We start from the raw sequence: 18,615 nt of genomic DNA on the forward strand, positions 1-18,615 counted from the left end.
GATTGTATTCATGGATGAACGCGGCCTGAAAACAGCCTTGTACGAACAGGTGGCCCGGATCGGCAAAGCCTTGGCAAGCCCCAAGCGGCTGGAGCTGCTGGAGGCGTTGGCACAGAGCGAGCAAACCGTGGACGCGCTGGCGCAGCAGCTGGGCATGGACATCCGCCTGACGAGCGCCCACCTGAAGGCGCTGCGCGAGGCGCAGCTGGTGGAGGGCCGGCGCGAGGGCAAGTTTGTGGTGTACCGGCTCACGGGGGCCGATGTGGCGGTGCTGGGCGTGCAGTTGCGCGCGGTGGCCGAGGCGCATTTGCTGGAATTTCAACGCGCTTTTGCGCAGCTCGTGCAGGCGCCGGAGCAGATGGAACCGTTGGACCGCAAGGCCCTGATGGCACAGGCGCGGCGCGGCGAGGTGGTGGTGATTGACGTACGGCCCGCGCACGAATACGCCAGCGCCCACCTGCCGCATGCGCGCAGCGTGCCGCTGGACGAGTTGCGCCAGCGCCTGGCCGCGCTGCCCAAAGACCGCGAGATCGTGGCGTATTGCCGGGGGCCGTTTTGCCTGATGTCGGACGCGGCGGTGGAGCTGCTGCGCGCCGAGGGTTTCAGGGCCCGCAAGATGCTGGACGGCGTGAGCGAATGGCAGGCGGCCGGGCTGGCGCTGGCGGTTTGATGGACTTCATCGACTTGGGAGAAACCGGCATGGCATTTGAAACCTGGGTGATGGCCAACGAGCCGCTGATCCGCATGGGGTTTTTTGTGGGGGTGTTTGCGTTGGTGGCGTTGTGGGAAACAGCGTCGCCACGCCGCGCCCTGCTGCTGAGCCGCAGGCAGCGCTGGACGGCCAACCTGGGGCTGGTGCTGCTGAACACGGTGGTGGTGCGCCTGATGTTCCCGCTGGCAGCGGTGGGCGTGGCGGCGCTGGCGGCCGAGCGGGGCTGGGGCTTGCTCAATCTGTACGCCGTGCCGCTCTGGCTGGCCGTGCCGCTGGCGGTGGCGGCGATGGACTTTGCGATCTGGCTGCAACACGTGATGGTGCACGCCGTGCCCGCGCTGTGGCGGCTGCACCGGGTGCACCACGCCGATGTGGACTACGACCTGACCACCGGGGCGCGCTTTCACCCGCTGGAGATCGTGCTGTCGATGGGCATCAAGTTCGCCACCATCGTGCTGCTGGGGGCGCCGGTGTTGGCGGTGCTGGTGTTTGAGGTGCTGCTCAGCGCCTGTGCCATGTTCAACCACGGCAACATCCGGCTGCCCACGCGGGTGGACCGGGTGTTGCGCTGGTTTCTGGTGACACCGGACATGCACCGCGTGCACCATTCGGTGGAAGACGACGAGAGCAACAGCAATTTTGGCTTCAACCTGACCTGGTGGGACCGGTTGTTGGGCACCTACCGCGAGCAGCCGCGCGCAGGCCAGCTGGGCATGACCATCGGCATTCATGACCACACCGACCCGCACGAGGTGGCGCGTCTGCCGGGCCTGCTGAGCTTGCCCTTCAAGGGGCCGGTTACCGACTACGCCGTCAACCGCCGCCAATACGGTCCCAAAGCGGCACCAGACGCCTCCGCGCCCACAGCCCCACCCCGGCAAAAAACGCCATGAAGCGGAAGCCGACCCGCGCGTGTTGAGACAGAAACGCGTCGAAGCTGCACCGCTCGACCGCGTGCGTGATGTCCGCGCCGGGGATGTCGTAGGGCGTGGCGCCCGTTCCAGCAGCAAACCTCAGCACACCGGCTGCCGGCGCCTACAAAAATCCAGCGGCCGGGTTGATGATGCCGCTGATGAGCCACAGGCAGGCGATGCGGTCGATCTTCGGGCGTTTGCGGGTGATCCATTTCATGGTGCGGCTCCTTTGGATTGGGTCGGGCGGCCATCGGCCTGCCAGCTGTGAATGCCGCCGCGCAGGTAGCGCGCGTCCATGCCGGCCGCGCGCAGGCGCAGCGCTGTGGCACGGCTCACCTCGTGTCCATGGACGCAGTAGACGATCACGGCGCGGTCGGTCGGCAGCTCGGCGGCCCAGGTGCCCACGGCGGTAGGGTCGCGCCAGCGGGCGCCGGGGATCACCGTGCCCGCCTGCTCGTACACGCCGGCTCGGCGCACATCGATCATCACCGCGTCACCCACCGCGTCGGAGGTCACGCTGTGAGCCTCGCTCGAGGCGTGCACCGCCAGCTGGTAGCGCGCGTACACCAACGCCCAGTCGATCTGGGTCATGAAGGCTTCGACCTGGGCCGCTGCGTCTGGCGAGGGCTTGGGATCGTCCATCTCCAGCATCAGGATCGGCGAGCCCTCCTGCGCTGGCGTTTTGTCCGTCACCCACCAATTGATCAGCGTGCCATCGCATGGCTGAAATACCAGCTGCATCTTGCCAGCCCTGCCCGCAGAGCCCTTGGCGCCAGCCGCAAATGCCTCGCGCCATCTTTGGACGCTACCGAAGTTGGCGCTCAGGGCCAGGGTGCATGCGGGTTCCATGGAAGCTCCTTGGGTGAATCAAGAAAACAAATGGCTGGCTGCAAGCCCGGTCACCGCACAGGCGCCGAGGAGCTGCAGTACACCCACCTTGTAGCGAAACAAGGCCACCGCAGCGCTCGCGGCGATGGCGGCGGACACGGCATCGAAGCGCCCGTTAAAGCCCTGCGGCCACAGCACGTGGTACGCGAAGAACATGGCGAGGTTCAGGATCACGCCGACCACCGCGGCGGTGATGGCCGAGAGCGGCGCGGTGAAGCCCAGCTTGCCGTGGGTGGCCTCGACCACCGGGCCGCCCACCAGGATGAACACGAACGACGGCAGGAAGGTGAAAAACGTCACCACCGTGGCGGCCAGCGCACCACCGAGGAACAGCGCATCGGGCCCGAGCACTTCTTTGAGCCAGCCGCCCACGAAGCCCACAAAGGCCACCACCATGATGAGCGGGCCGGGGGTGGTCTCGCCCAGTGCCAGGCCGTCGATCATCTGCGGGCCGCTGAGCCACTGGTGGGTCTCGACCGCACCCTGGTACACGTAGGGCAGCACGGCGTAGGCGCCGCCGAAGGTGAGCAACGCGGCCTTGGTGAAGAACCAGCCCATGAGCGTGAGCGTGCCTTGCAGGCCGTTGACGGCCACCAGCAGCGCCATGGCCAGCAGCCACAGCCCCAGGCCGACCGCGAGCACCTTGGCCAGGTGGCTGCGCGAGAAACGGGCGTGGGCCGGCGTGGGCGTGTGGTCGTCGATCAAGGCTGGTCCATAGCCTTGTTTGGCACTGCCATGCCCGCCACCCAGGGCAAACACGGCCGGCCAGCGCTGAGCGCCGTAGTGACCGATGAGCGCTGCGGCCAGCACGATGGCGGGGAACGGTGTGTCGAACGCAAAGATGGCTACGAACGACGCGGCAGCGATGCCCCACATCCAGCGGTTCTTAAGCGCCCGCGTGCCGATGCGGTGGGCGGCGTGCAGCACCAGGGCGGTCACGGCCGGCTTGAGCCCGTAAAAGAGCCCGGCCACCAGCGGCACGTCGCCAAAGCGCAGGTAGATCCAGCTCAGGGCGATCAGGATGAACAGCGAGGGCAGCACAAACAGCGCGCCGGCCACGATGCCGCCCCAGGTGCGGTGCAACAGCCAGCCGATGTAGATGGCGAGTTGCTGCGCCTCGGGGCCGGGCAGCAACATGCAGTAGTTCAGCGCGTGCAGGAAACGCTGCTCGCTGATCCAGCGGCGGCGCTCCACCAGCTCGGTGTGCATGATCGCAATCTGCCCGGCCGGGCCGCCGAAACTGATGAAGCCGAGCTTGAGCCAGAAGCGGAAGGCCTCAGCGAAGCTGACGGCGGCGGGTGCGGCCAGCGCTTCGATGCCCGCTTGGGCGGGTGGGGTTGTGGGGGTCATGGTGCGGTTACCGTCGAAGGCGAAGGCGCGGCGTACAAGGCATCGAACACGGCAGCTGCGGCGGCGACCAGCGCGTCGTCGTCGGCGTGCAGTTCGCGCAAGCCGCCCAGCACACCTTCCAGACCCGGCGCCTCCGGCACCGGAATTCCGCCCGCGTCCAGGTAGTGCACGGCGCCGGCGATGCGCTGCAGGCGGGCGTCCGCATCGAGGCCGAAGGCGGCGATCAGCACCTCGAAGCTGACGCGTGCGCCCACGTGGGTGAAGCGGGCGCCGTCGAAGTCGAAGCCCAGCGCACCGCGCGGCGCGGGCGTGCTGCCCGCCGGGTCGGGCAGCCAGACGAAACGGGCCTGCGGATCGATGAATCGCCGGATCAGCCAGGCGCAGGCGAGCCGGTCCACCCAGGGCCGGGCGCGGGTGGCCCAGCGCTTGCCCTGGAACTTGCGCCGGTCGAGCCGCTCGATGCCGTGGTCGCGCTGGGCCTGGGGCTCACCGCGCGAGAACCGCGCGTCCAGCGCGAGCCGCAGCGCATCCAGCTCGGACTGGGCCTGTCCGGCGGCCGCGCCGGGGTAGTAGTCAATCCGGCGCAGCGCTTGCAGCGCCTCGGCCACCGCGCGGCCACGCCGGCGCGCCTCGGTTTCGCTCAGCGCGGGCAGCTCCTCCTGCAGCGCGGTGGCGGTGTCGCGCCACAAGGCATAAACCTCGGTGCGGTCGAACAGCGCCAACAACTCGTCGCGCTGAGCATCGCCTTGCGGCGAGAGCGACAGCACCATGGCCGAGCCGCCGTGTTCGCGCACCTCGGCGGCGAGCGGCTCAAACAGCGCCGCGTGTTCTGCAGGGAGCAGGTAGGCACCGTCGCGCAAAGCACCGCAGCCCAGGTTCTTGAGCGCACGCCAGACGCGCACGCGCACCGCGTTGGGCTGGGTCGGAAGGGTGAGGATAAGGATGGCCAGCATGGATTGAAATATATATCACAAAAAAAGTAACGTATATATTAATACCTCAGGCAAGAGAAAAGCACTGAAGCTACGGTGTCACTCGCACCGCCGCCCCCGGAGGGACTCGCGCGAAGCGCGGCGGGTGTATTTCTCTCAATGCCGGTGCGTGTGGTGCACATCGGGCATGTGCGGGTGGCTGTGGCGCAGCGGGCTGTGGTGGTGCGGGTGGCTGTGTGGGCCGGTGGGCATGGGGCTGTGGCGGTGCAGGTGGTGGCCGTCGTCGTGGGCGTGGGCGTGCTCGTGGTCGAGCGCTTCGTGGCTGTGTTCGTGGGCGTGGTTTTCAGCCAGGTGAATCAGCACACCGGCCACCATGAGCGCGCCGCCGGCCAGCAGCAAAACACTGGCCGAGCGCTCGCCCAGCGCAAACGCACCCAGCGCGCCGATAAAGGGCGCAAAGGCAAACACCGAGCCGGTGCGCGCGGCGCCAAAGCTGCGCTGCGCCAGCAAATAAAAACGCAGGCTCAGCCCGTAGCCGGTGGCGCCCACGGCCAGCAGCGCCAGCGCGGCGGGCCATGCGGGCCGTGGCTCGCCCCAGGCGAGTGCGATGGCGGTGGTGACGCTGGCACCCAGCGCGGCTTTGACGAGCACCACCTGGCCGGGGTCGCGCTCGGCCACGCCGCGCGAAAGCGTGTTGTCCACGCCCCAGGCCACGGTGGCCACCGCCACAGCCAGCAGCCCGAGCAACTGCACCTGGCCGGTGAGGCCCTGGTCCAGCACCAGCAGCGCGCCACCGGCCAGCAGCAGGGCCACGGCGGTTTTGACCCGCCCGTCGAGCACCTCGCCATACCAGCGCCAGGCCAGCACGGCGGTGAACACCGCTTCAAGCGTGAGCAGCAGCGAGGCGCTGGCGCCGCTGGTGCGCTGCAAGCCCCAGGCCAGCGCCACCGGCCCCACGACGGCCCCGGTGGCGACCATGGCGAGCAGGCGCGGCATGTCGCTGCGGCGCAGTGGCGCTTCAACCGCCGCACCCCGGCGCAGCCACAGGGCCACCAGCGCGGCGCCGGCGTAGAGCAAAGCCGCCGTGCTGAATGGGCCGAGCCCTTGGCCGAAGCGCTGCACCAGCGGCGTGCTGAGGCCAAACAGGGCGGCAGCCAGCAACGCCAGCGCGCCGCCGCGCAGGGCGGGCGAGACCGTGGTGCTCATGGCGATGGATGGCTTGCGGCGCGGAGGCCTGTCATGGCGAGTCCTTTAGGGGATGTCGGATGAGGCCATCACTTGCCTGCACGGGGCCAGCGTGGATGGTGGTCATCGACCACAAAGGGGTGCGCATGACGCATCCCGTTTTGGCTGGCGAGGGCACCTTGCGTGTGGGCATGCCCGATGGGCAATTCGGGGTGGTCGTGCTCGAGGACCTCCGGGTCTTGGGAAGGCCAGACCATCGAAGTGACCCAGAGGCTCAAGGCGCCCGCGCAGCCCAGGACCGCAAAGGTCGCCGGCATGCCGTAACGCGAACCGAGCCAGCCCGCCAAGGGATAAAACAACAACCAGCAGGCGTGCGACAGGGCGAACTGCGCGGCGAACAACGCAGGACGATCCTCCGGATGCGAGGATCGTCGCAACAGGCGCCCGGAGGGTGTCTGGGCGGTGGCGTAACCCAGACCAAGGGCAAACCACAGCGTCATCAGCGACACCGGTCCCACCACCCAGGCGCCGGCGAACAGGCCCGCCACCATCAACCCGATGCCGCCGAGCATCACGCGTCGATCAGCCAGTTTCTCCAGCAGACGCGGCAGCACCAGTGCCGCCACCATGGAGCCGGCACCAAAACTGGCCAGCGCCTGAGCCACCGCGATCTGGGTGAGGCCCATACCGGCCTGGACGATGACCACCGTATTGACAAACACCATGGAGCCGGCCGCAGCCACGGCCGCGCTGACGGCCAGCAGACCACGCAACCGGGGGGTAGCCAGGTAGATGCGCAGCCCGCGCGTGGTGCGGTCGTAGATGCCGCGGCGCGGCGGTGCCGGATGCGCTGGCAGCACCACCGACACCACCAACGCTGCCGAGGCCAGGAACCCCAGCACCGTGCCGGCGAACAGATCGTGAAAACCCATCACCGTGAGCAAAGCCGCTGCCAGCATGGGACTGACCAGGCTCTCCATGTCGTACGCCAGGCGGGAGAGCGACAAGGCCTTGGTGTAGTCCTTCTCATCCGGCAGCACGTCGGGGATGGTGGCCTGGAAGGTGGGCGTGAAGGCGGCCGAAGCTGCCTGCAACACAAAGATCAGCACATAGACCTCCCAGATCTGGCTGACAAACGGCAACAGCAGGGCCACGGCCGCCCGAACCAGGTCCAGCGTGACGAGCATGGTGCGCCGGGGCAGGCGCTCGGCAAAAGCCGCTGCGACCGGTGCCACGCCGACGTACGCGATCATCTTGATGGCCAGCGCCGTGCCCAGCACCATGCCCGCGTTGTCGCCAGCCAGGTCGAAGGCCAGCAGCCCGAGTGCCACGGTGGCCAGCCCGGTTCCGATCAAAGCAATCACCTGTGCGGCGAACAGATGGCGGTAGGTGCGGTGGGAAAGAATGTCCAGCATGTCGGGTCTCGGGGTTGAAGCTTTCGGAGGCCGCAGGAGCCGCAGGAGCCCCAGGCTCAGAGGTAGCGGGTGATTTCCCTGAATTCGTCCAGGGAATCGCGCTGTCCGGCGCCCAGAGGGCCCACGAGGTCTTCGAGGCAGTGATCCAGATGGTCCCGGATCAGGGCCTTCTTGGCTTGCTGAATCGCTTTCTCCACCGCCTGCAACTGCTGCGCAACCTCCAGGCAGGTGCGCCCGTGCCCGAGCATGTCGATGGTGCTGCTCAGGTGTCCGCTGGCCCGGCGCAGGCGTTTGATGATGGCGGGATGGGAGGCATGTGTGTGCGCTTGTGTCATGGCTGTTCGTATCCCCTCGGGGAGGTTACTATAATCGACCCCTTGCTCTTGAAACGAACACACCCCATGACCCGGCCCTGCCCCCCTTCCTTGCGCCCCGACAGGGCTGTGCTGGGCGTGCGGTGGCTGGTTCTGGTGGTGATCCTGTTCGGAACCGTCTTGTCGTCCATCGGGGGCACGAACTCCCACGGCCTCGCTGTCATCGCAGCACCGTCCCACGGCGCTGCGCTTTCCCCTGACGGTTCGCACGAACATGGACATGCGCACGACGATGAAGCGGGTGAAGTCGGCGACTTGGCCATGGTGACATCGAACGCAGCGGCCGACCACCCCCACCATGCGGCAGATCACTCGCACGACAAGGCGCACGCCCTGCCCGCCACCTGGCGCTCGGCAGCACCGCAGATCCCCGGGTGGTTCGGGCACGTGCGGCCATGGATTGAAATGGTGCAGGCATCCAGGCTGGAACGCCCACCCATGGGCTGAGACGCTTCCCGCCTTCGCGCTGCGCCACGCAGTGCGCCCCTTCTTTCAGACCATCGGAGTCTTTATGCACAGCCTTGTTCATGACAGGCTGCCGGGTTCGCCATGGGCGACTTGGCAATCCCGTCTGCTTCTACTTTCAGCCTTCTTCATCTGCCTTTTATTGGGCAGCACAGAGGCCTTTGCCCACGCCGTCACGGCGGGCGACAAGGGCTACATCCAGGAAATTTCGGGCGTCAATCTCCTGCCCTTCATGTACCTGGGTGCCAAACACATGATGACGGGCTACGACCACATCCTGTTCCTGTTCGGCGTGATCTTTTTCCTCTACCGACTGCAACACATAGCCATCTATGTGAGCCTGTTTGCGTTGGGTCACTCCACCACCATGATCCTGGGCGTGTACTTCAACGTCGGGATCAACAGCTACCTGATCGACGCGATCATCGGTCTGTCCGTCGTCTACAAGGCCTTGGACAACATCGGTGCTTTCCAGCGCTGGCTGGGGTTCCAGCCCAACACCAAGATCGCCACCCTGGTGTTTGGCCTGTTCCACGGCTTTGGCCTGGCGACCAAGATCATTGAGTACGAGATCTCTCCGGACGGATTGGTGCCCAACCTGCTGGCCTTCAACGTGGGCGTGGAAATCGGCCAGTTGCTGGCCCTGGCGGTCATCCTGATCGGCATGAGCTACTGGCGCCGCACCCCCAGCTTTGGGCGCAACGCCTACACCGCCAACGTCGCCATGATGAGCGCCGGCTTCATTCTCGTGGGCATGCAGCTCACCGGCTATTTCGTGTCTTGAACACCCAAGGAATATTCAACATGTACAACAGCGATACCCCCCTCCGCGCCGAACTGCCTTCTTCCAGGCAACTGGTGCGGTCCACCATCCTGGCCGCCGTCTCTGCGGTGGTGCTCCTGGTTGCCGTCGTGCTGCCGGCCGAATACGGCATTGATCCCACCGGCATCGGTCGCGTCCTGCGGATGACCGAAATGGGTGACATCAAGCAACAACTGGCTGCGGAGGCCGCTGCCGATGCGGCCACCACCGCCCCGGCGGCACCGGCACAGGCCACCAGCCCGACGCCGGCCATGGCCTCGGCCAATGCGGCGCCACCACCAGCGGCCGCTGTGGTGGCGGCTGCACCCAAGGTGCAATGGCGCGATGAAATCCCCTTCACGCTGACCCCGGGTGAGGGCACGGAAATCAAGCTCAAGATGGCCGAAGGCGGCAAGGTGCAGTATTCATGGGTCGTCGAAGGCGGCTCGGTCAATTTCGATACCCATGGGGATGCGCCGGGCAAGTCGATCAGCTATGAAAAAGGCCGCAGGGTGGCCTCCGACGAAGGTGTTCTGGTGGCGGCGTTCACGGGCAATCACGGCTGGTTCTGGCGCAACCGGGGCCAAACCAACGTGAAAGTCATCCTGAGCACAAGCGGCGATTACACCGACATCAAACAAGTCAAGTGATCTAGAAGCAGACCTGCGTTGCAACTGCATCTCTCCCAGCACGTGGACGGCATGCAATGCAGGTCGCGATCAGACGCAAAAGACGCCTGGGTGCACTGCGCAAGGCAGCCATGCGTCAGAATGCATTCGATGAACTGCCGCGCCCCACCCAACTGGGGGCACAGAGGGCGATCGATGTGCTCAAAAGGATTTGTCCGTGTCTTTACCCACTGATCAAACCATCTTCCTCAAAAGCTGGCTCAAGCGGCCCATGAGAATCGGCGCCATAGCCCCATCCAGCAACACCTTGGCGCGCCTGATCACCCGCGACATCTTGCCCGACGGAGGACCTGTCATCGAACTGGGCCCGGGAACCGGGGCTTTCACCCGATGCATTCTCTCAAAAGGCCTGCCCGAGTCCGACCTGACGTTGATCGAGAACAATCCGGACTTCGCGGCCTTGCTGCGCCAACGCTTTCCCGGGGCGCACCTGCTTGAAATGGATGTATCTCGAATGCGCCCGTGGGACCCCGCTTGGAAGACGATGCAGGCGCAAGCCGTGATATCGGGCCTGCCCCTGTTGAACATGGGTGTGCGCACGCAATGGAACGTGCTGGGTGCCTGCATGCAGAGCCTGCGCCCCGGGGCGGCGCTTTACCAGTTCACGTACTTGACCAAGTGCCCCATTGCACCCGAGATTCTTGCCCGGATGGGCTTGAGAGCTGAACGCATCGGCCGCTCGATTCTCAACCTGCCGCCCGCCGCTGTGTTTCGAATCTCTCGAGCCTGAGGTGAACAAAACGAGGTCATCGGTGGGCGCCGCGGTGGCTCGCCGGCAGCGACAGATTCGGTTTATTGGGACGCTCACCCGCGACGGGTCAGGGTATTTTTTGATTTGACCCAAACAGCTTCATGCCGTGTCCTGCGGCCAATGGGGTGGGCCGTTGGGTAACCGTACGGTGTGCCGCAAGGTGCTTCATGGCTGGATGCTGCACTTGAATATAAGTAATTGTTGAATTACATTCAGTGTCATGCCCAACAAACAACCCACACAAACCCGCCAAGCCGCGTTGGTGGCGGCCGCGCTGGCGCTGGCAGCCGAGCGCAGCCCGGCCGCCGTGACCACCGCCGACCTGGCGCAGGCCGTGGGGATCACGCAGGGCGCGGTGTTTCGCCACTTTGAGAACAAAGAGGCGATCTGGCTGGCGGTGATCGATTTCGCGCACCAAGACCTGCTGGCCCGCCTGAACGCAGCGGCCGCCACGCAAGCGCTGCCGCTGGCGGCGCTGCGCGCGGTGTTTCTCGCGCATGTGGACTTTGTGGTGGAGCAGCCCGGCGTGCCGCGGGTGATCTTCCAGGAGCTGCAGCACCCCGAAGACACGCCGCTGAAGGCGCGCGTACGCGGGCTGATGCAGGCCTACCGCACGCTGATCACCGGCTTGCTGCAGCGGGCGCAGGCCACCAGGCAACTGGCGCCAGGCACCGACCTGCAGGCGGCGGCGGTGCTGTTTGTCGGCTCGGTGCAGGGGCTGGTGATGCAGTCGCTGCTGAGCGGCCAGGTGGGAGCCATGGCGGCGCAGGCGCCTGCCGTGTTTGACCTTCTTCAACAAGCGATTGCCGCGCAAACCACGCGCCCCCAGGAGACCACCGCATGACGATGAACCCTCAAAACACCCGTCGCCTGCTGCTGGGTGGCCTGGCGCTGGCACTGCTGGCCGCACTGGCTTTTGTGGCGCTGCGCACCGGGCCGCTGGCACCGGTAAAGGTGCAGGTCACACAGGTGAAAAAAGGCAGCGTGAGCCCCGAGATTTTTGGCATTGGTCAGGTGGAGGCACAGCGCAGCTGGATGGTCGGGCCCACCGTGGCCGGTCGGGTGCGTGCGGTGCAGGTGGACGTGGGCGATACCGTGCAGCCGGGCCAGCCGCTGGCCGAGATGGACCCGGTGGATCTGGACCAGCGGCTGGCGGCGCTGGACGCCACGCTCGCCCGCGCGCAGAGCACGCAGCAAGCGGCGGACGCGCAGGTGGCCGACGCGCAGGCGCGGCGCGCACTGGCGGCAGCGAACCTGAAACGCAACCAGGACCTGGCGAACCAGAACTTCATCAGCGCTGGCGCGCTGGAGGCGCGCACGCAAGAAGTGGCTTCGGCCCAGGCGGGCGTGCAGGCGGCTCAGGCGAACCTGGGCGGCACGGCGCAGGACATCACGCGGCTGCGCGCCGAGCGCGCGGCGCTGGCGCAGCAGCGCGGCAACCTGAGGCTGGTGGCGCCTGCAGTGGCGGTGGTGACGGGCCGCGACGCCGAGGCCGGCAGCACGGTGGTGGCGGGCCAGGCGGTGCTGCGGCTGATCGACCCGGCCAGCCTGTGGGTGAAGTTGAGGGTGGACCAGGGCCGATCGGCCGGGTTGGCGCCAGGGCTGGTGGCGCGCATCGCGCTGCGCTCGCGCCCGGGCGAGGTGTTCGCCGGCAAGGTGGCGCGGGTGGAAGCGCTGGCCGACAGCGTGACCGAAGAGCGGCTGGCAATGGTGGCGTTTGACACGCTGCCTGCCGGGGTTTCCGTGGGTGAGATGGCCGAGGTGACGCTGGCGCTGCCGGCCACCGCCGAGAGCCTGCTGCTGCCCAACGCAGCGGTGGTGCAGCACGAGGGCAAGACCGGCGTGTGGCGGCTGAAGGACGGCGGGCTGGCGTTTGTGCCGGTGACGCTGGGCGTGCAGGGGCTGGATGGCTCGGTGCAGGTGCTGGGTCCAACAGAAGGTGGCCTGAACGAAGGCGATACCGTGGTGCTGTACAGCCAGACCGCGCTGAGAGCCAGCGCCCGCATTGCGGTGGTCGACCAACTGGTGCCCGCCGGAGGCGCCAAGTGATCAGCCTGGCCGGGCGCGACATCCTGCACGGCTGGAGCAAGTACGTGCTGACCGGGCTCGGCCTGGGTCTGCTGATTGGTGTGACGCTGACCATGGCCGGCGTGTACCGCGGCATGGTGGACGACGCGCACGCGCTGCTGGCCAACAGCCGCGCCGACCTGTGGGTGGTGCAGAAAGACACGCAGGGGCCTTACGCCGAGTCGTCGAGCATCAAGGACGATGTGGTGCGCAGCGTACGCGGCATGCCCGGTGTGGCCGCAGCGGCCAACGTGACCTACCTCACCATGCAAGTGGCCCACAAGGGCCGCGAAAACCGTGTGATGGTGGTCGGCATGGAGCCCGGAATGCCGGGCGCGCCGGGCTACCTGGTGGCGGGCCGGCACCACACCCGCAACCACTACGAAGCAGTGGCCGACGTGAAAACCGGCTTTGCGCTGGGCGACCAGGTGCGCATCCGCCGGCACGACTACACGGTGGTGGGGCTGACGCGGCGCATGGTGTCGTCGGGCGGCGACCCGATGCTGTTCGTGCCGCTGAAGGACGCGCAGGAAACGCAGTTTTTGAAAGACAACGACGCCATCGTGAACGATCGCGCGCGCACCGCGGCCAACCCGGCCTTCAACCGCCCGGGCAGCCCCGGACTGCTGGAAGCGGTGCAAGCCCTGCAGACCAGCAGCCGAAGCGTGAACGCGGTGCTGGTGCAGATCGCACCGGGCTTCACGCCCGAGCACGTGGCCGAACCGATCCGGCGCTGGAAGCACCTGAGCGTGTACACCCGCGACGGCATGGAAGACATCCTGATCGTCAAGCTGATCGCCAACTCGGCCAAGCAGATCGGCATGTTCCTGGTGATTCTGGCCATCGTGAGCGCGGCGATCGTGGCCTTCATCATCTACACCATGACCATGGGCAAGCTGCGCGAGATTGCGGTGCTCAAGCTCATCGGCACGCGCGACCGCACCATCGCCGGCATGATCCTGCAGCAGGCGCTGGGCCTGGGCCTGATCGGCTTTGCGGTGGGCAAGGTGGCGGCCACGGTGTGGGGGCCGGCGTTTCCGAAATACGTGTTGCTGCTGCCGGGCGACGCTGTGACCGGCCTGGTGGTGACGCTGCTGATATGCGCGCTGGCCAGCACGCTGGCGATTCGTGTGGCGCTGAAGGTGGACCCGGGCGCGGCGATCGGATGAACCACCCCCCGTTCGGGCTGAGCCTGTCGAAGCCCCGTTTTCCGATCATCCTGAGCATGTCGAAGGACAAGCTCAGGACGAACGGATTCTTTTGAGCAACCAAACGAAGCCATGAACACCCCTACCCAAGGCGGCATCCTCATTGAAGGCCTGCGCAAGGTCTACGGCAGCGGCGACACCGCCGTGGAAGCGCTCAAAAACGTGAACATGCAGGTGGCCCCCGGCGAGGTGGTGGGCCTGGTGGGGCCGTCGGGCTCGGGCAAGAGCACGCTGCTGAAATGCCTGGGCGCCATCATCGAACCCACCAGCGGCCGCATGACGCTGGGCAACGACGTGATTTACGACAACGGCTGGATCGCGCGCGACCTGCGCGCGCTGCGGCGCGACCGCATCGGATTCGTGTTCCAGGCGCCCTACCTCATTCCGTTTCTGGACGTGACCGACAACGTGGCCCTGCTGCCCATGCTGGCGGGCATGTCCAATGGCAAGGCCCGCGAGCGCGCACTGGAACTGCTGATCGCGCTGGACGTGCAGCACCGCGCGCGCGCCGAACCGTCGCAGCTCTCGGGCGGCGAGCAGCAGCGCGTTTCCATCGCCCGCGCGCTGGCCAACAAGCCGCCCGTGATCCTGGCCGACGAGCCCACCGCGCCGCTGGACAGCGAGCGCGCACTGGGCGTGATGCGCATCCTGAACCAGATGGCGCAGCACGCGCAAACCGCCATCATCGTGGTGACGCACGACGAAAAGATCATCCCCACCTTCAAGCGGATTTACCACATACGCGACGGGCAGACGGTGGAAGAAGCGGGCGAAGGCCGCAGCCTCTGAGCATCGACCGTGGTGGGTGGCGGCCACCGCCAGAAGCCTGCGTCAGCCCCTTCCCCCGCTGGGGGAAGGCGGGGATGGGGGCTCTTCGCGCACACAGGCCGTTGGACTCGCAGTGCCTCTTGGCGCCCAATATGTTGCAGTGCACAATGGCGCTTGCCCACGACTTCCGCAGGACCGCCCATGACACGCCCGACCCGCCCACGCACGCCAACCGCCCCCGCCCGCGCGGTGGGCACCAAGCTGCAACTGGACCTGGCCTTGCAAGGCGGTGGCTCGCACGGCGCCTTTACCTGGGGCGTGCTCGACCGGCTGCTGGAAGAAGAATGGATGGAAATAGCGGCGGTGAGCGGTACCAGCGCGGGCGCCATGAACGCAGTGGCGCTGGCCGCGGGCCTGATGGACGGCGGGCGCGAGGGCGCACGCGCCACGCTGCGCCGATTTTGGCAGCGGGTGGCCGAGCTTTCACCGTTTCACCACATACAGAGCAGCCCCCTGGGTGGCCTGATGGGGTCGGCCACAGCCTGGATGGCGCCGTGGGTGGAGCCCTGGCAACAAGCCGCCAGCGCACTGGGCAGCCAGCTGTCGCCCTACCAGCTCAACCCCCTCAACCTGAACCCGCTGCGCCAAATACTGGTGGACACGGTGGACTTTGAGCGCGTGTGCCGCTGCGACAAAACGCAGCTGTTCATTGCGGCCACGCAGGTGCGCACCGGCGCGCTGAAGGTGTTTGACCAGCAAGGCCTGACGCCCGACATGGTGCTGGCCTCGGCCTGCCTGCCGCTGCTGTTTCAGGCGGTGGAGATTGAGGGCGAAGCCTACTGGGACGGCGGCTACGCGGGCAACCCGTCGCTCATGCCGCTCATCACTCAAAGCACTGCGGACGACCTGCTGCTGGTGCAGATCAACCCGATCGAGCGCGCCGATCTGCCCACCCGCGCCAGCGACATTCTGGAGCGCATCAGCGAGGTGACGTTCAACGCCAGCCTGCTGAAAGAAATGCGCTCGATTGCGCTGCTCAAGCAACTGATTGAAGACGAAGGCCGACCGGGCCACCAGTACCGCAACCCACTGTTTCAGCGCGTGGAGGCGCTGCGCGTGCACCTGATCGACGGCGGCGCTTCGCTGAGCGACCTGGGTGCGGCGAGCAAGAACAACACGCGGTGGAGCTTTTTGCAGGAACTGCATGGGCTGGGCCGCGCAGCGGCCGGGCAGTGGCTGGAACAGCACGGCGCCGACATGGGCCAGCGCAGCAGCTACGACCTGGCACAGGTGCTCGCGCCATGACCAGCATTGCAGGCATTGTGTTGGCGCTTGTGCTGCTGATGGCGCTGGCCTACCGCGGCGTGAGCGTGCTGCTGCTGGCGCCGCTCATGGCGCTGCTGGCCACCTTGTTCAGCCCGCAGGCGCCACTGCTGGCCAGCTACACGCAGGTGTTCATGCCGGCGCTGGGCGGTTTTGTGATCGCGTTCTTTCCGCTGTTTTTGCTGGGCGCGGTGTTTGGCAAACTCATGGAAGCCTCGGGCGCGGCGCGCGTCATTGCGCACGCCATCGTGGCCTGGCTCGGGGCGCAGCGCGCCATTCTGGCCATTGTGCTGGCCTGCGCGGTGCTCACCTACGGCGGGGTTTCGCTGTTCGTGGTGGCGTTTGCGGTGTACCCCATTGCGGCGGCGCTGTTTCGCCAGGCCGACCTGCCCAAGCGGCTGATCCCCGGCACCATTGCGCTGGGCGCCTTCACCTTCACCATGACGGCGCTGCCCGGCACGCCCGCGATTCAAAACGCCATCCCCATGCCCTACTTCGGCACCACGCCGTTTGCAGCGCCCGGCCTGGGCCTGATCGGTGGGGCCGTGATGCTGGTGCTGGGCACGCTGTGGCTGGTGCGCCGCGCGGCCACCGCCACGGCCCGGGGCGAGGGGTATGGCGAACACGACGAGGCGGTAGCCCTCAGCGACCCGGCTTCGGCCGCACCCCCTGCTGCACGGCCCGCGCCCGCCGCCGCCTCAGAGGCCGACTTCAACGGCCGCGCCTTTGCACTCGCCATCGCGCCGGTGGTGCTGGTGATTGCGCTGAACTACCTGCTGGCCACCTGGCTGCTGCCGGCACTGGACACCGCCTACCTGGCCGAGCCGCGCTTTGGCGCCACGGCCATTGGCAACGTGCGCGGCATCTGGGCTGTGATCGCTGCGCTGGCGGCGGCCATTGTGTTGCTCGTGGTGCTGCAGCGCCCGCACCTGCCCCACTTGCGCCACACACTGGAGCAAGGTGCCAGCGGCTCGGTGCTGCCGCTGCTCAACACCGCGTCCCAAGTGGGCTTTGGGGCGGTCATTGCGTCGCTGGCGGGGTTTGCCATCATCCGCGACGCGGTGCTGGCCATTGCCCCAGGCAACCCGCTGGTGTCGGTGTCGATCGCAGTCAACATCTTGGCGGGCATCACCGGCTCGGCATCGGGCGGCATGAGCATTGCCCTGCAAACCCTGGGCGACACCTGGCTGGCCATGGGCCAGGCCGCCGGCATTGCGCCCGACCTGCTGCACCGCGTGACCGCCATCGCCACCGGCGGACTGGACGCCCTGCCGCACAACGGCGCGGTGATCACACTGCTGGGCATTTGCGGCCTGAGCCACCGCCAGGCCTACGCCGACATTTTTGTGGTCGCCGTGGCCATTCCGGTGCTGGCGCTGGTGGTGGTGGTGGTGCTGGGCAGCGCTTTGGGTTCGTTCTAAACAACGCCACCAGAAACGACAAAGCCGCCCGCAGGCGGCCTTGTTGGGTCGGCTCAGACTCAGATCTTCACGCCGGCGATGTAGCTGTCGTAGCGCCACTCCGAGAAGCGGCTCCACAGGATCTGGTCGCGCTGGAAGGCGCGCATGTCCTGGTGGATTTTCTTGAACTCGGGCGACTTGGCTTCGTGCTCGGCAAACACCGACATGGCGGCCTTGAAGCCCGCGTCCATCACGTCTTTGGAGAAGGGCTTGAGCTTGGTGCCCGCTGCCACCAGGCGCTTGAGCGCCAGCGGGTTCTGCGCGTCGTACTTGCCAGTCATGTCGCGCGCGGCCACGGCGCCCGCGGCACGCACGATGGCCTTGTTCTCGGCCGACAGGGCCTCAAAGGCTTTCTTGTTGATGAAGAACTCCAGCTCGGCGCCGCCTTCCCACCAACCGGGGTAGTAGTAGAACGGCGCGACTTTGTTGAAACCGAGCTTTTCGTCGTCGAACGGACCCACGAATTCGGTGGCGTCCAGCGTGCCTTTTTCCAGCGCCTGGTAGACCTCACCAGCCGGCAGGTTTTGCGCCACCACGCCCAGCTTGGCCATGGTTTCACCGAACAAGCCACCGCCCAGGCGCATTTTCAGGCCCTTCAGATCGGCCACGGTCTTGATCTCTTTGCGGTACCAGCCACCCATCTGGGTGCCGGTGTTGCCACTGCTCATGGAGACGATGTTGTAGTTGGCGTAGAACGCGTCCATCAGCTTTCGGCCGTTGCCGTGCTCCATCCAGGCGTCCATGTGGCGTGCGGTCAGACCAAAGGGCACGGCGCAGCCGAACGCGAAGATGGCGTCTTTGCCGGTGAAATAGTAGGGCGCGGTCTGCGCCATTTCAACGGTGTTGCCCTGGATGGCATCGACCACGCCGAAGGCCGGCACCAGCTCGCCAGCCGCGTGCACAGACACCTCAAACCGTCCACCCGACAGGGCCTTCACGGTTTCAGAAAATTTCTCGGCGGAGCCAAAGATGGTCGGCAGCGACTTGGGAAAGCTCGACGTCAGGCGCCAGCGAACAGCAGCTTGCGCGTGCACAGCCGGTGCGATACCAGCGGCCAGGACGCCGGCGATGCCGGTGTTTTTGATGAGGGAACGACGATCCATGGAAACAGCTCTCCTAATTGATGACATCGGCGCACACGGGGCAGATGGGCCTGCGAGTGTACCCCTTGGAAAACACAAGGGGCATAACCATAACCCACCGGGTAAACCCTCAACGGGTTCCAACGCAAAAAAGTGTCAGGGATGCGACCCATGAACAACCGGGCGCCCCCCACCGCAGCACACAGCGCGGTTGATCGCAAATTCCAGGC

The 18,615-nt window shown here is 66.6% G+C and carries 19 protein-coding genes and 1 pseudogene; 12 read left to right on the forward strand and 8 right to left on the reverse strand.

Features of this window, described 5'->3' with window-relative positions; all coding sequences use genetic code 11:
- The first annotated feature begins 10 nt into the window (after positions 1 to 10).
- Together AC0GNR_RS10135 and AC0GNR_RS10140 are read left to right on the forward strand one after the other, a co-directional pair.
- Entirely contained in the window at positions 11 to 670 is a 660-nt protein-coding gene (locus tag AC0GNR_RS10135) for an ArsR/SmtB family transcription factor (protein WP_472900835.1), read from the forward strand.
- Positions 671 to 699: 29 nt separating this feature from the next.
- Positions 700 to 1,605, forward strand: a complete 906-nt coding sequence (locus tag AC0GNR_RS10140; RefSeq protein ID WP_472900836.1) for a sterol desaturase family protein — start codon at positions 700 to 702, stop codon at positions 1,603 to 1,605.
- On the opposite strand, the pseudogene AC0GNR_RS10145 reads toward AC0GNR_RS10140, so the two are convergent.
- The 7 genes and pseudogenes from AC0GNR_RS10145 to AC0GNR_RS10175 form a co-directional block, all read right to left on the reverse strand.
- Positions 1,526 to 1,843, reverse strand: a pseudogene (locus tag AC0GNR_RS10145) (chromate resistance protein ChrB domain-containing protein). The gene AC0GNR_RS10140 and the pseudogene AC0GNR_RS10145 sit on opposite strands and share 80 nt — an antisense overlap.
- Positions 1,840 to 2,475, reverse strand: coding sequence for a rhodanese-like domain-containing protein (locus AC0GNR_RS10150; protein ID WP_472900837.1), 636 nt, complete (start codon positions 2,473 to 2,475; stop codon positions 1,840 to 1,842). Before AC0GNR_RS10150 ends, AC0GNR_RS10145 begins: the two are co-directional and overlap by 4 nt.
- A gap of 18 nt (positions 2,476 to 2,493) precedes the next feature.
- Positions 2,494 to 3,864: a chromate efflux transporter gene (gene chrA, locus AC0GNR_RS10155; RefSeq protein ID WP_472900838.1), complete on the reverse strand. Its 1,371-nt coding sequence runs from the start codon at positions 3,862 to 3,864 to the stop codon at positions 2,494 to 2,496.
- Positions 3,861 to 4,817 carry a chromate resistance protein ChrB domain-containing protein gene (locus tag AC0GNR_RS10160; protein WP_472900839.1) on the reverse strand — a complete coding sequence of 319 codons (957 nt, stop codon included), beginning with the start codon at positions 4,815 to 4,817 and terminating at the stop codon, positions 3,861 to 3,863. Before AC0GNR_RS10160 ends, chrA begins: the two co-directional genes overlap by 4 nt.
- A gap of 135 nt (positions 4,818 to 4,952) precedes the next feature.
- Positions 4,953 to 6,002 (reverse strand): DMT family transporter, encoded by a 1,050-nt coding sequence (locus AC0GNR_RS10165; protein ID WP_472900840.1) that lies wholly within the window; start codon positions 6,000 to 6,002, stop codon positions 4,953 to 4,955.
- A gap of 68 nt (positions 6,003 to 6,070) precedes the next feature.
- Positions 6,071 to 7,396: an MFS transporter gene (locus AC0GNR_RS10170; RefSeq protein ID WP_472900841.1), complete on the reverse strand. Its 1,326-nt coding sequence runs from the start codon at positions 7,394 to 7,396 to the stop codon at positions 6,071 to 6,073.
- A gap of 56 nt (positions 7,397 to 7,452) precedes the next feature.
- A complete protein-coding gene (locus tag AC0GNR_RS10175; RefSeq protein WP_472900842.1) occupies positions 7,453 to 7,731 on the reverse strand; it encodes a metal-sensing transcriptional repressor in 279 nt (92 codons plus the stop codon).
- A gap of 66 nt (positions 7,732 to 7,797) precedes the next feature.
- On the opposite strand from AC0GNR_RS10175, the gene AC0GNR_RS10180 reads away from it, so the two are divergent.
- The 10 genes from AC0GNR_RS10180 (at position 7,798) to AC0GNR_RS10225 (ending at position 17,264) form a co-directional block, all read left to right on the forward strand.
- A complete protein-coding gene (locus tag AC0GNR_RS10180) occupies positions 7,798 to 8,217 on the forward strand; it encodes a hypothetical protein (RefSeq protein ID WP_472900843.1) in 420 nt (139 codons plus the stop codon).
- A 160-nt stretch (positions 8,218 to 8,377) separates the two neighbouring features.
- A complete protein-coding gene (locus tag AC0GNR_RS10185) occupies positions 8,378 to 9,019 on the forward strand; it encodes a HupE/UreJ family protein (protein ID WP_472900844.1) in 642 nt (213 codons plus the stop codon).
- A gap of 20 nt (positions 9,020 to 9,039) precedes the next feature.
- Positions 9,040 to 9,687, forward strand: a complete 648-nt coding sequence (locus AC0GNR_RS10190; RefSeq protein ID WP_472900845.1) for a transmembrane anchor protein — start codon at positions 9,040 to 9,042, stop codon at positions 9,685 to 9,687.
- Positions 9,688 to 9,883: 196 nt separating this feature from the next.
- On the forward strand, positions 9,884 to 10,456 hold the full coding sequence (locus AC0GNR_RS10195) for a class I SAM-dependent methyltransferase (RefSeq protein WP_472900846.1): 573 nt from the start codon (positions 9,884 to 9,886) through the stop codon (positions 10,454 to 10,456).
- Between the two features lie 241 nt (positions 10,457 to 10,697).
- Positions 10,698 to 11,321 carry a TetR/AcrR family transcriptional regulator gene (locus AC0GNR_RS10200; protein WP_472900847.1) on the forward strand — a complete coding sequence of 208 codons (624 nt, stop codon included), beginning with the start codon at positions 10,698 to 10,700 and terminating at the stop codon, positions 11,319 to 11,321.
- Positions 11,318 to 12,526, forward strand: a complete 1,209-nt coding sequence (locus AC0GNR_RS10205; RefSeq protein ID WP_472900848.1) for an efflux RND transporter periplasmic adaptor subunit — start codon at positions 11,318 to 11,320, stop codon at positions 12,524 to 12,526. The genes AC0GNR_RS10200 and AC0GNR_RS10205 overlap by 4 nt, the downstream gene beginning before the upstream one ends.
- The gene (locus AC0GNR_RS10210) at positions 12,523 to 13,713 is read left to right on the forward strand and encodes an ABC transporter permease (RefSeq protein ID WP_472900849.1); all 1,191 of its coding nucleotides are present in this window, start codon (positions 12,523 to 12,525) and stop codon (positions 13,711 to 13,713) included. The genes AC0GNR_RS10205 and AC0GNR_RS10210 overlap by 4 nt, the downstream gene beginning before the upstream one ends.
- 111 nt (positions 13,714 to 13,824) lie before the next feature.
- A complete protein-coding gene (locus AC0GNR_RS10215; protein WP_472900850.1) occupies positions 13,825 to 14,541 on the forward strand; it encodes an ABC transporter ATP-binding protein in 717 nt (238 codons plus the stop codon).
- A gap of 180 nt (positions 14,542 to 14,721) precedes the next feature.
- Positions 14,722 to 15,825: a patatin-like phospholipase family protein gene (locus tag AC0GNR_RS10220; protein ID WP_472900851.1), complete on the forward strand. Its 1,104-nt coding sequence runs from the start codon at positions 14,722 to 14,724 to the stop codon at positions 15,823 to 15,825.
- On the forward strand, positions 15,822 to 17,264 hold the full coding sequence (locus AC0GNR_RS10225; RefSeq protein ID WP_472900852.1) for a GntP family permease: 1,443 nt from the start codon (positions 15,822 to 15,824) through the stop codon (positions 17,262 to 17,264). Before AC0GNR_RS10220 ends, AC0GNR_RS10225 begins: the two co-directional genes overlap by 4 nt.
- Before the next feature lie 59 nt (positions 17,265 to 17,323).
- On the opposite strand, the gene AC0GNR_RS10230 is transcribed toward AC0GNR_RS10225, so the two are convergent.
- Positions 17,324 to 18,406: a TRAP transporter substrate-binding protein gene (locus tag AC0GNR_RS10230; RefSeq protein ID WP_472900853.1), complete on the reverse strand. Its 1,083-nt coding sequence runs from the start codon at positions 18,404 to 18,406 to the stop codon at positions 17,324 to 17,326.
- Positions 18,407 to 18,615 lie beyond the last annotated feature (209 nt).

The sequence above is a fragment of the Hydrogenophaga sp. LT287 genome, assembly GCF_055702805.1.

What these genes read in the sequence shown, in the direction of transcription:
- AC0GNR_RS10135 (WP_472900835.1), top strand. Translation starts at nt 11, where the DNA reads ATGGATGAACGCGGCCTGAAAACAGCCTTGTACGAACAGGTGGCCCGG.
- AC0GNR_RS10140 (WP_472900836.1), top strand. Translation starts at nt 700, where the DNA reads ATGGCATTTGAAACCTGGGTGATGGCCAACGAGCCGCTGATCCGCATG.
- AC0GNR_RS10150 (WP_472900837.1), bottom strand. Translation starts at nt 2,475, where the DNA reads ATGGAACCCGCATGCACCCTGGCCCTGAGCGCCAACTTCGGTAGCGTC.
- chrA (WP_472900838.1), bottom strand. Translation starts at nt 3,864, where the DNA reads ATGACCCCCACAACCCCACCCGCCCAAGCGGGCATCGAAGCGCTGGCC.
- AC0GNR_RS10160 (WP_472900839.1), bottom strand. Translation starts at nt 4,817, where the DNA reads ATGCTGGCCATCCTTATCCTCACCCTTCCGACCCAGCCCAACGCGGTG.
- AC0GNR_RS10165 (WP_472900840.1), bottom strand. Translation starts at nt 6,002, where the DNA reads ATGAGCACCACGGTCTCGCCCGCCCTGCGCGGCGGCGCGCTGGCGTTG.
- AC0GNR_RS10170 (WP_472900841.1), bottom strand. Translation starts at nt 7,396, where the DNA reads ATGCTGGACATTCTTTCCCACCGCACCTACCGCCATCTGTTCGCCGCA.
- AC0GNR_RS10175 (WP_472900842.1), bottom strand. Translation starts at nt 7,731, where the DNA reads ATGACACAAGCGCACACACATGCCTCCCATCCCGCCATCATCAAACGC.
- AC0GNR_RS10180 (WP_472900843.1), top strand. Translation starts at nt 7,798, where the DNA reads ATGACCCGGCCCTGCCCCCCTTCCTTGCGCCCCGACAGGGCTGTGCTG.
- AC0GNR_RS10190 (WP_472900845.1), top strand. Translation starts at nt 9,040, where the DNA reads ATGTACAACAGCGATACCCCCCTCCGCGCCGAACTGCCTTCTTCCAGG.
- AC0GNR_RS10200 (WP_472900847.1), top strand. Translation starts at nt 10,698, where the DNA reads ATGCCCAACAAACAACCCACACAAACCCGCCAAGCCGCGTTGGTGGCG.
- AC0GNR_RS10205 (WP_472900848.1), top strand. Translation starts at nt 11,318, where the DNA reads ATGACGATGAACCCTCAAAACACCCGTCGCCTGCTGCTGGGTGGCCTG.
- AC0GNR_RS10215 (WP_472900850.1), top strand. Translation starts at nt 13,825, where the DNA reads ATGAACACCCCTACCCAAGGCGGCATCCTCATTGAAGGCCTGCGCAAG.
- AC0GNR_RS10220 (WP_472900851.1), top strand. Translation starts at nt 14,722, where the DNA reads ATGACACGCCCGACCCGCCCACGCACGCCAACCGCCCCCGCCCGCGCG.
- AC0GNR_RS10225 (WP_472900852.1), top strand. Translation starts at nt 15,822, where the DNA reads ATGACCAGCATTGCAGGCATTGTGTTGGCGCTTGTGCTGCTGATGGCG.
- AC0GNR_RS10230 (WP_472900853.1), bottom strand. Translation starts at nt 18,406, where the DNA reads ATGGATCGTCGTTCCCTCATCAAAAACACCGGCATCGCCGGCGTCCTG.